Origin of the sequence: Klebsiella sp. EMBS2024, from assembly GCF_036233805.1 — a bacterium.
Lineage (GTDB): Bacteria > Pseudomonadota > Gammaproteobacteria > Enterobacterales > Enterobacteriaceae > Klebsiella > Klebsiella pneumoniae.
Window position 1 is genome coordinate 1721476 of record NZ_JAZARW010000001.1, and the last position, 8077, is coordinate 1729552.

6 protein-coding genes are annotated in these 8077 nt (G+C 58.7%); 4 read left to right on the plus strand and 2 right to left on the minus strand.

Annotated elements, in window-relative coordinates:
* Positions 1–264: 264 nt before the first annotated feature.
* Complete coding sequence (locus tag VZP09_RS07700) at positions 265–3042, plus strand: flavocytochrome c (protein ID WP_004179710.1); 2778 nt, start codon at positions 265–267, stop codon at positions 3040–3042.
* 67 nt (positions 3043–3109) lie between these two features.
* Positions 3110–4060, plus strand: coding sequence for an FAD:protein FMN transferase (locus VZP09_RS07705; protein WP_004143085.1), 951 nt, complete (start codon positions 3110–3112; stop codon positions 4058–4060).
* On the opposite strand, the gene dcuR is transcribed toward VZP09_RS07705, so the two are convergent.
* Together dcuR and VZP09_RS07715 are read right to left on the minus strand one after the other, a co-directional pair.
* Entirely contained in the window at positions 4041–4760 is a 720-nt protein-coding gene (gene dcuR / locus VZP09_RS07710) for a two-component system response regulator DcuR (RefSeq protein WP_004176303.1), read from the minus strand. The genes VZP09_RS07705 and dcuR overlap by 20 nt on opposite strands.
* Positions 4757–6373 (minus strand): sensor histidine kinase, encoded by a 1617-nt coding sequence (locus VZP09_RS07715; RefSeq protein ID WP_021313863.1) that lies wholly within the window; start codon positions 6371–6373, stop codon positions 4757–4759. Before VZP09_RS07715 ends, dcuR begins: the two co-directional genes overlap by 4 nt.
* A 155-nt stretch (positions 6374–6528) precedes the next feature.
* On the opposite strand from VZP09_RS07715, the gene VZP09_RS07720 reads away from it, so the two are divergent.
* Positions 6529–6885, plus strand: a complete 357-nt coding sequence (locus VZP09_RS07720) for a hypothetical protein (protein WP_004176301.1) — start codon at positions 6529–6531, stop codon at positions 6883–6885.
* A 163-nt stretch (positions 6886–7048) separates the two neighbouring features.
* Positions 7049–7969: an N-acetylmuramic acid 6-phosphate etherase gene (locus VZP09_RS07725; RefSeq protein WP_004179719.1), complete on the plus strand. Its 921-nt coding sequence runs from the start codon at positions 7049–7051 to the stop codon at positions 7967–7969.
* Positions 7970–8077 lie beyond the last annotated feature (108 nt).

Here is an 8077-nt window from a genome sequence, read left to right on the forward strand (position 1 = left end):
TTGTCATTGTTTATGTTAACAAAAGTATCCTAATTGTTATCACGCATTTGTATTATGTAAATACTATTTATTATTTTAATAATACAATAGAGGTAGCGATGTTATTGCTGGGGTTAAATAGTTTTATAACTAACGTAATTGGTTTAGTAATTAAAAAACGCGCTATATTATTGGCATGACAACAGGAATTAAAAAACCAAAACCATTAATGATTCCGTCACCTCATTCTGAGCTTTTAATATTTTAAAATCTGGAGCGTAACTTATGACCAGTAACGAACGTATTTTGCAGCCATTTACTTTACCAAATGGTACCGAGCTGAAAAACCGTTTGCTCATGGCGCCAATGACCACCTGCACCGGTTATTTCGATGGTACTGTCACCAGCGAGCTGGTGGAGTACTACCGCGCGCGCGCCGGAAGCATCGGTACCATTATTGTCGAGTGCTGCTTTATTGATGACTACGGTCTGGCCTTCCCGGGCGCGATCGGCATCGATAATGATGAAAAAATTGCCGGCCTGGCGAAAATCGCTGAGGCGATCAAAGCCGAGGGTTCAAAAGCGATTCTGCAGATCTACCACGGCGGCCGTATGGTCGACCCGCAGCTGATCGGGGGGCGCCAGCCGGTGGCGCCGAGCGCTATTGCCGCGCCGCGTGAGGGCGCCGCCATGCCGCGGGCGCTGAGCGGAGAAGAAGTGGAAGGGATGATCGCCAAGTTTGGCGACGGCGTTCGTCGCGCCATTCTCGCCGGTTTCGACGGGGTCGAAATTCACGGCGCCAACACCTATCTCATTCAGCAGTTCTATTCGCCGAACTCCAACCAGCGCGATGACGAGTGGGGCGGTAGCCGCGACAACCGCGCCCGTTTCCCACTGGCGGTGCTGGATATTACCCACAAAATGGCCCGCCAGTACGCCGACGATGCCTTTATCATCGGCTATCGCTTCTCGCCGGAGGAGATGGAGGTCCCGGGGATCCGCTTTGACGACACCATGTATCTGCTGGAAAAGCTGGCCGCCCGCGGTGTCGATTATCTGCACTTCTCGGTGGGCGCGACCCTGCGTCCGTCTATCGTCGATACCAGCGATCCGACGCCGCTAATCGAGAAATACTGCGCGATGCGCTCTGACACCCTCGCCCAGGTGCCGGTGATGGGCGTCGGCGGGGTAGTCAACGCCGCCGATGCCGAGCAGGGCCTCGATCACGGCTATGACCTGATCGCCGTGGGCCGCGCCTGCATCGCCTATCCGGACTGGGCGTCACGTATCGCCGCCGGCGAAGAGCTGGAGCTGTTTATCGACAGCACCCAGCGTGAAGCGCTGCACATTCCGGAACCGCTATGGCGTTTCTCGCTGGTGGAAGCGATGATCCGCGACATGAGCATGGGCGACGCCAAATTTAAACCGGGGATGTTTGTTGAGACCGTCCACGATGACGCCAATGAGCTGGTGATCAACGTCAGCCTCGAAAATGACCATATTGCCGATATCGAACTGGCGGCGAGCCCGGTCCAGACCGTGGAATTCACCACCAGCTTCGAAGAGATCCGCGAACGTATTCTCACCGCCAATACCCCGCACGTCGATGCCATTTCCGGGGCCACCAGCCAGAGCGAGGCGGTGAAAAAAGCGGTCGCCAAAGCGATGCTGAAATCGAGTAAAGCGCTGGCGGCGGAAGAGGGCGGCAATGACGTCGCGCCGAAAAGCTATGATGTGGTGGTAGTCGGCAGCGGCGGCGCCGGTCTGGCGGCAGCCATTCAGGCCCACGACGAAGGGGCCAGCGTGCTGATCGTCGAAAAAATGCCAACCATCGGCGGGAACACCATCAAGGCTTCCGCCGGGATGAACGCCGCGGAAACCCGCTTCCAGCGAGTGAAAGGTATCGAAGACAGTAAGGAGTTGTTCTATCAGGAAACCCTGAAGGGCGGCCACAACAAAAACAACCCGCAGCTGCTGCGCCGTTTCGTTGAAAACGCGCCGCAAGCCATTGAGTGGCTGGCGGACCGGGGCATTATGCTCAACGACATTACCACCACCGGTGGGATGAGCATTGACCGTACCCACCGTCCGCGCGACGGGTCAGCGGTTGGCGGCTATCTGATTAGCGGCCTGGTGCGCAACATCACCAAACGCGGTATTGACGTCCTGCTGGATACCTCGGTGGAAGAGATCCTGATGCGCGGGGATGAGGTTAGCGGTGTACGTCTGATCAACGACGAAAAAGAGGTCATTGAAGTACAGACCAAAAGCATCGTAGTGGCCACCGGCGGCTTCAGCGCTAACAGCGCGATGGTCGTGAAGTATCGTCCTGACCTTGAAGGCTTCGTCACCACTAACCACAAAGGGGCTACCGGGAGCGGTATCGCGTTGCTGGAACGCATCGGCGCCGGCACCGTGGACATGGGCGAAATTCAGATTCACCCGACCGTCGAGCAGCAGACCTCGTATCTGATTTCCGAATCGATTCGCGGCGGCGGCGCTATTCTCGTAAACCAGCAGGGGAACCGCTTCTTCAACGAGATGGAGACCCGCGATAAAGTCTCGGCGGCGATTATCGCTCTGCCGGAACACTATGCTTACATCGTCTTCGACGAGCATGTTCGGGCGAAAAACAAAGCTGCCGACGAGTACATCGCCAAAGGCTTCGTCACCAGCGCCAGCTCACCGCGGGAACTGGCGGAGAAACTGGGGATGGATTACCATGCCTTCCTCGCCACCCTCGAGTGCTATAACGGGGCGGTGGAAAAACAGCATGATGAACAGTTTGGCCGGACCACCGCGCTGCGCGCGCCGATTAACGAAGGCCCGTTCCACGCCATTCGCATCGCCCCCGGGGTGCACCACACCATGGGCGGCGTGACCATTAATACCGATGGCGAAGTGCTGAATGTGGCGCAGCAGCCGATCCGCGGCGCCTACGCCGCCGGTGAAGTGGTGGGCGGGATCCACGGCGGCAACCGTATCGGCGGTAACGCGGTGGCGGATATCATCATCTTCGGTACCCTCGCGGGCCATCAGGCGGCGAAACGTGCCAGAGGATAACCTGTAACCTTGCTCCTGCCGGGTTGGCGCTTTCGCCGCCCGGCTTGCCCCTTCTAAGGAAAGCCCGATGTCCGATAACCGCGTCTATAGCTACTCCGCCGTGTTGATGGGCTCGCCCATCCTGCTCAAACTCTGTTCCCACGATGAGGCGATGGCCTCCCGCGTTTTCCAGCTTATCAAGCGCTACGAAGACCTGCTCACCGTTAACCGCGCCGAGTCGCAGGTGATGGATATCAACCATGCCGCCGGGCGTCATCCGGTCACCGTCAGCCGACCGGTCTTTCAGCTGATCCAGTGCGCCAAAGCCGCCAGCATGGTGCGCGACAGCGCCTTTAACCTCGCCATCGGCCCGCTGGTGAAGCTGTGGCGAATTGGTTTTCACGGGCACAGCGTGCCTGACGCGGCTGAGATAAGAGCCCGACTGGCGCTGACCCGCCCACAGGAGGTGATCCTTGATGAGGCAACCTGCAGCGTGTTTCTCCAACAGCCGGGGATGGAGCTGGATCTCGGGGCGATCGCCAAAGGCTATATCGCTGACCGCGTGCGCGATTTTCTCCGTCAGCAGCAGGTGGAGAAGGCGCTGATCAACCTCGGCGGCAATGTGCATACCCTCGGCGAATGGGCCATTGGCCTGAAAAAACCATTTGCCGACGCGCAGGCGCTGATCGGTTCCCTGACGGTCAACGGGCAATCGGTAGTCACCTCCGGGACCTACGAGCGCTATTTCGAACAGGATGGCAAACGCTGGCACCATATTCTCGACCCGCGCAGCGGTTATCCGCTGGACAACGAACTCGACAGCGTGACGGTCATTTCCGCGGATTCTTTAGACGGCGACATCTGGACCACGCTGCTGTTCGGCCTCGGCGTGGAGAAGGGCTGCGCAGCGCTGCGTCAGCGGCAGGATATCGACGCGATTTTCGTTACCAAAAATCGCGACATTATTCTCTCATCGCCGCAGCGGCTGCGTTTTGCGCCGCTGGACAGCGGCTATCGGGTTATTGACTGTACTGCTTAAGCAAACTGTACTGTTCGGCGACCAGACGGTAGCGATAGACCGGCCGCCCGGTAGCGCCGTAGTGGATAGTGGTATAGAGAATATTGATCTGCGCCAGCCAAATCAGATATTTGCGGCAGGAAACGCGGGAGATATTCACCGCCGCCGCCAGCTCATCGGTAGAGAATTCGACATCCGGATGGGCGTCAATCCACTGGCAGAGTGTGCGCAGCGTTTGCGCGGTTAATCCTTTAGGCAGCTTGCGCGCGTCGCTGGCCTCCGGCGCGCCGCCGTGCAGCAGGCGGTCGACATCTGCCTGTTCGTAATAGGGCTGGCCGGTTATTAGCTTGCGCTTCTCCCGCCAGGTGGTGAGCGCCTCTTCAAAGCGCGGAAACTGGAAGGGTTTGATCAGGTAATCGACCACCCCGTAATGCATCGCGGTCTGTACCGTGGCGGCATCCGCCGCCGAGGTAATCATGATAACGTCGATGGCGCGACCCGACTCGCGGATGGTCGGCAGCAGATCGAGCCCGCTGTCCTGCTGCATGTAGACATCCAGCAGCACCAGATCGATCTCCTGCTGCGGATCGTTAATCATCTCCTGGGCCTGACTGAGCGTCGAAGCGCTCCCGCTGCAACGAAAGCCGGGAACCCTTGCCACGTACAGGCGATTCAGTTCGGCCACCATGGCATCATCGTCAACAATTAAAACATTTATCACGCAGGTTTCCTTTTACTATCCCAGGGGAGATGAACAAAAAATTGGGTAAATACGCCGGGTTCCGATTCGACGGCGAGGGTGCCGCCGAGCTCGCGCAACTGCTGGTTGGCAAGAAACAGCCCGACGCCGCGATTCTCGCCTTTGGTGGAGAAGCCTTTGTTAAAGATAGCGTCGATGTTGTTCTCCGGGATCCCCGGCCCATCGTCGCTCACTTCACCGCTTAGCCAGCCGTCCTGGTAGTGCAGCAGCAGGCCGATCTCACCCTCCGCCTGGCCGCTCATGGCGTCCAGCGCGTTCTCAATAAGGTTGCCCAGCACCGTCACCAGCACCGTGACCTGTTTCTCGTTCGGGCAATCCGGCACCAGGCTCTCCTCCGCCAGCGTCAGGGTAAAGCCGCACTCTGTGGCGCGCTGAATTTTACTTATCAGGAAGCCGGCCACCACCGGGGATTTAATGCGGTGCTGAATGTCGCCGATGTCCGCCTGGTAGCGGTGGGCGGTCTGCAGCACGTATTCCTCGAGTTTGCCGTAGCTTTTCATATTCAGCAGACCGAGGATCACGTGCAGTTTATTCATAAACTCATGGGAGGTGGTGCGCAGGGCATCCACATAGCTCATCATGCCGTCCAGTCGCTGCAGCAATTGGCTGACCTCAGTTTTATCGCGGAAGGTACAGATGGCGCCGACCACCGCACCCTGGCTGCGAATGGGCACTGTATTGCCGATCAGCAGCAGACCATTGCACCCCAGTTCGCGGTCGTACATTGGCTCGCCGCTCTGCAGTACGGTCTGCAGATCGTCGAGCAGGGGGCTGTGAACGAGAGTCTTATCCGGGCCGGAAAAGAGGATCTCTTCCGCCGCGGGGTTGATGAGATTTACCTCGCCATGGGCATCGACCGCTACCACCCCCTCCTTGAGGGCGTGAAGCATGGCCTGACGCTGCTGAAACTGGGTGGATATTTCGTGCGGCTCCAGCCCCAGCAGCACGCGCTTCAGGCCGCGAACCAGGCTCCAGGTGCCCAGCGCGCAGACCAGCGCGCTGAACAGGATGGTCAGCAGCACGTCCCAACGGCTGTTGGCGATCTGTTCGTCCACTTTACTCAGTGAAATGCCGACCACCACCACGCCGATTTGCTGATGCCGTTCGTTGAACACCGGCGTAAACACCCGTAGCGCCGGGGCCAGCACCCCGTGGTTGATGGCGACATTCTCTTTTCCCTGCAGCGTCGGCTGAATATCGTGGCCGATGAACGGTTTGCCGATGATTGAGCTGTCCGGATGCGAATAGCGAATACCCTGCATATCGGTAACGATAGCGTACAACAGGTCGTTGCGGCGGGTAATGGCCTGCGCCAGCGGCTGAATGATCTGCTGCTGCGGGGGCGCCTCCAGTCCGCGCTTCACCTGCGGCATATCGGCCATGGTGCGCGCCACCGCCAGCGCGGTCTCTTTCAGACCGTCGCGGGTGGCGTTGCTGATCTGCATATACCACAAGGCATACACCAGCAGCAGCACGGCGCCGATGACGCTGCCGATCATCAAGGACACGGCGGTGCTCAGCTTTAACGGTAAGACGCGTTGGCGAACGCGAGGCGGGTGCTCTGAAGCCTTCATGACGACCCCGGGTAGATTCAGTGAAAGATTATTATCGCCGATAGCGCGGCATACATAAAGCCGTGTAATCAAAGCAAAAGGCCGCTTTTGCTACGGCAGACTCCTCCAGCGCGCGGTACACTGCGGCTTTTCGCCACAGGCTTAAGGGAGACACTATGGAACTGGCTTCTCTGGTCCGGGATATCCTCCGGCAGCGGCACGTTGAACGTCTGGCGCAGCATCGTGAACAGGATAATGAAGCGGAAGCAGAGTGGGAGATCGCCCGCTGGCGGCATCGCAGCGGGGTGGTGATCCAGCGCCGCTATGAGCTCGAGATCGCGCAGCAGGATAGCGCATCCTGCCCGGAGTGCTGGATTGACTGGCAGGTTATCGACGCCGCCGGCCAGGAGATCAACCCGATGCGCAAACAGTTTTATAACCTTTGCCAGCAATCCTTCTGGCTGGCTATGCAGGCGGGTGGTGAAGATGAGACCTCAGACAGAATTGCTCAGATAACCGACAATCACCCGTAAACGCGCGTTGGGGACGGTAAACTGTGACCCCGACGGCGGTAAAGCGCAGAACATTCCACTTATAGTGGCGGCAGAGGTTAAATAGTCCTGATGAATATAAGGATATGCATCAGGCCGCTGATTTTGCCGAGATGCGCTTTTTCTGTCGTAAATGGAGGTTGTTATGAGCAGTTCGCTAACCGCGTCAATGCAGGCTCGTCGTCACCCGGAGACCACCCACATCGATCGCCTCGCCACCGCCGATATGCTGGCGATGCTGCATCAGGATGATAAGCAGATATCGGAGGCGGTCGGCGCCTGTCTGCCGGATATCGCCCGGCTGATTGATATCGCCACCGCGACGATAAGCCGGGGAGGGCGCCTGGTCATTATTGGCGCCGGCGCTTCGGGCCGGACGGCCATTGAGGCGGTCAGCGACTATTCGCCGGAAGGTAAACACGCGCTGGTGGGGCTGATTGCCGGTGGGCAGACGGCGGCGATGGCCGAGCGGGAGACTGCGGCGAATAATTATGACCTGGGCGCCTTTGAGCTGCAGTCGCTGGACTTCAGCAACCGCGATATGCTGCTGGCGCTGACCGTCAGCGGCAAGACGCCATGGGTGTGGGGGGCGATGCGCCACGCCTGGTCGCTGGGCGCCCCGATAGCGGTCATCACCCAGCAGCCGACCAGCGAGGCGGCGCAGCTGGCGGATATCATTATTGCTCCGCAGACCGGGCCGGAGGCGGTGGCGGGGTTAGCCAATCCGAAGGCTCAGTTGGCCCAGAGGCAGATCGTCAATATGCTGACAACCGGACTCGCCATCCGTGACGGTCGGGTGTACAGCAATTTGCGGGTGGACGTGCAGGCTGACAATTCGCACTGGGCGGAGCGGCAGATAGCGATTGTGATGGCGGCCACCGATTGCACGCGCAGTGAAGCAAAGGCCGCCCTGGCCAGCTGTCATCAGCACTGCCGCACCGCGATCCTGATGCTGCTCAGCGGGCTTGACGCCTGGCACGCGCGGGAGCTGCTAACCAAACATCACGATCATCTGCGTCTCGCCCTGCGTGAAGCCCAGCGTAGCGCTGTCACTCCCGCCCAGTAATCCCTTCTCTGCCAGGCGCGCGATGAGCATGCGCNCCTGGACTTTTGTAATTAAAGAAATTCTTAACTTTTATTTTACCCGGCAATAGATATTGAATTTTCGACCTTA

Excerpts from the sequence above, each read along its gene's own strand:
- VZP09_RS07700 (WP_004179710.1), top strand. The coding sequence starts at position 265 with ATGACCAGTAACGAACGTATTTTGCAGCCATTTACTTTACCAAATGGT.
- VZP09_RS07705 (WP_004143085.1), top strand. The coding sequence starts at position 3,110 with ATGTCCGATAACCGCGTCTATAGCTACTCCGCCGTGTTGATGGGCTCG.
- VZP09_RS07715 (WP_021313863.1), bottom strand. The coding sequence starts at position 6,373 with ATGAAGGCTTCAGAGCACCCGCCTCGCGTTCGCCAACGCGTCTTACCG.
- VZP09_RS07720 (WP_004176301.1), top strand. The coding sequence starts at position 6,529 with ATGGAACTGGCTTCTCTGGTCCGGGATATCCTCCGGCAGCGGCACGTT.
- VZP09_RS07725 (WP_004179719.1), top strand. The coding sequence starts at position 7,049 with ATGAGCAGTTCGCTAACCGCGTCAATGCAGGCTCGTCGTCACCCGGAG.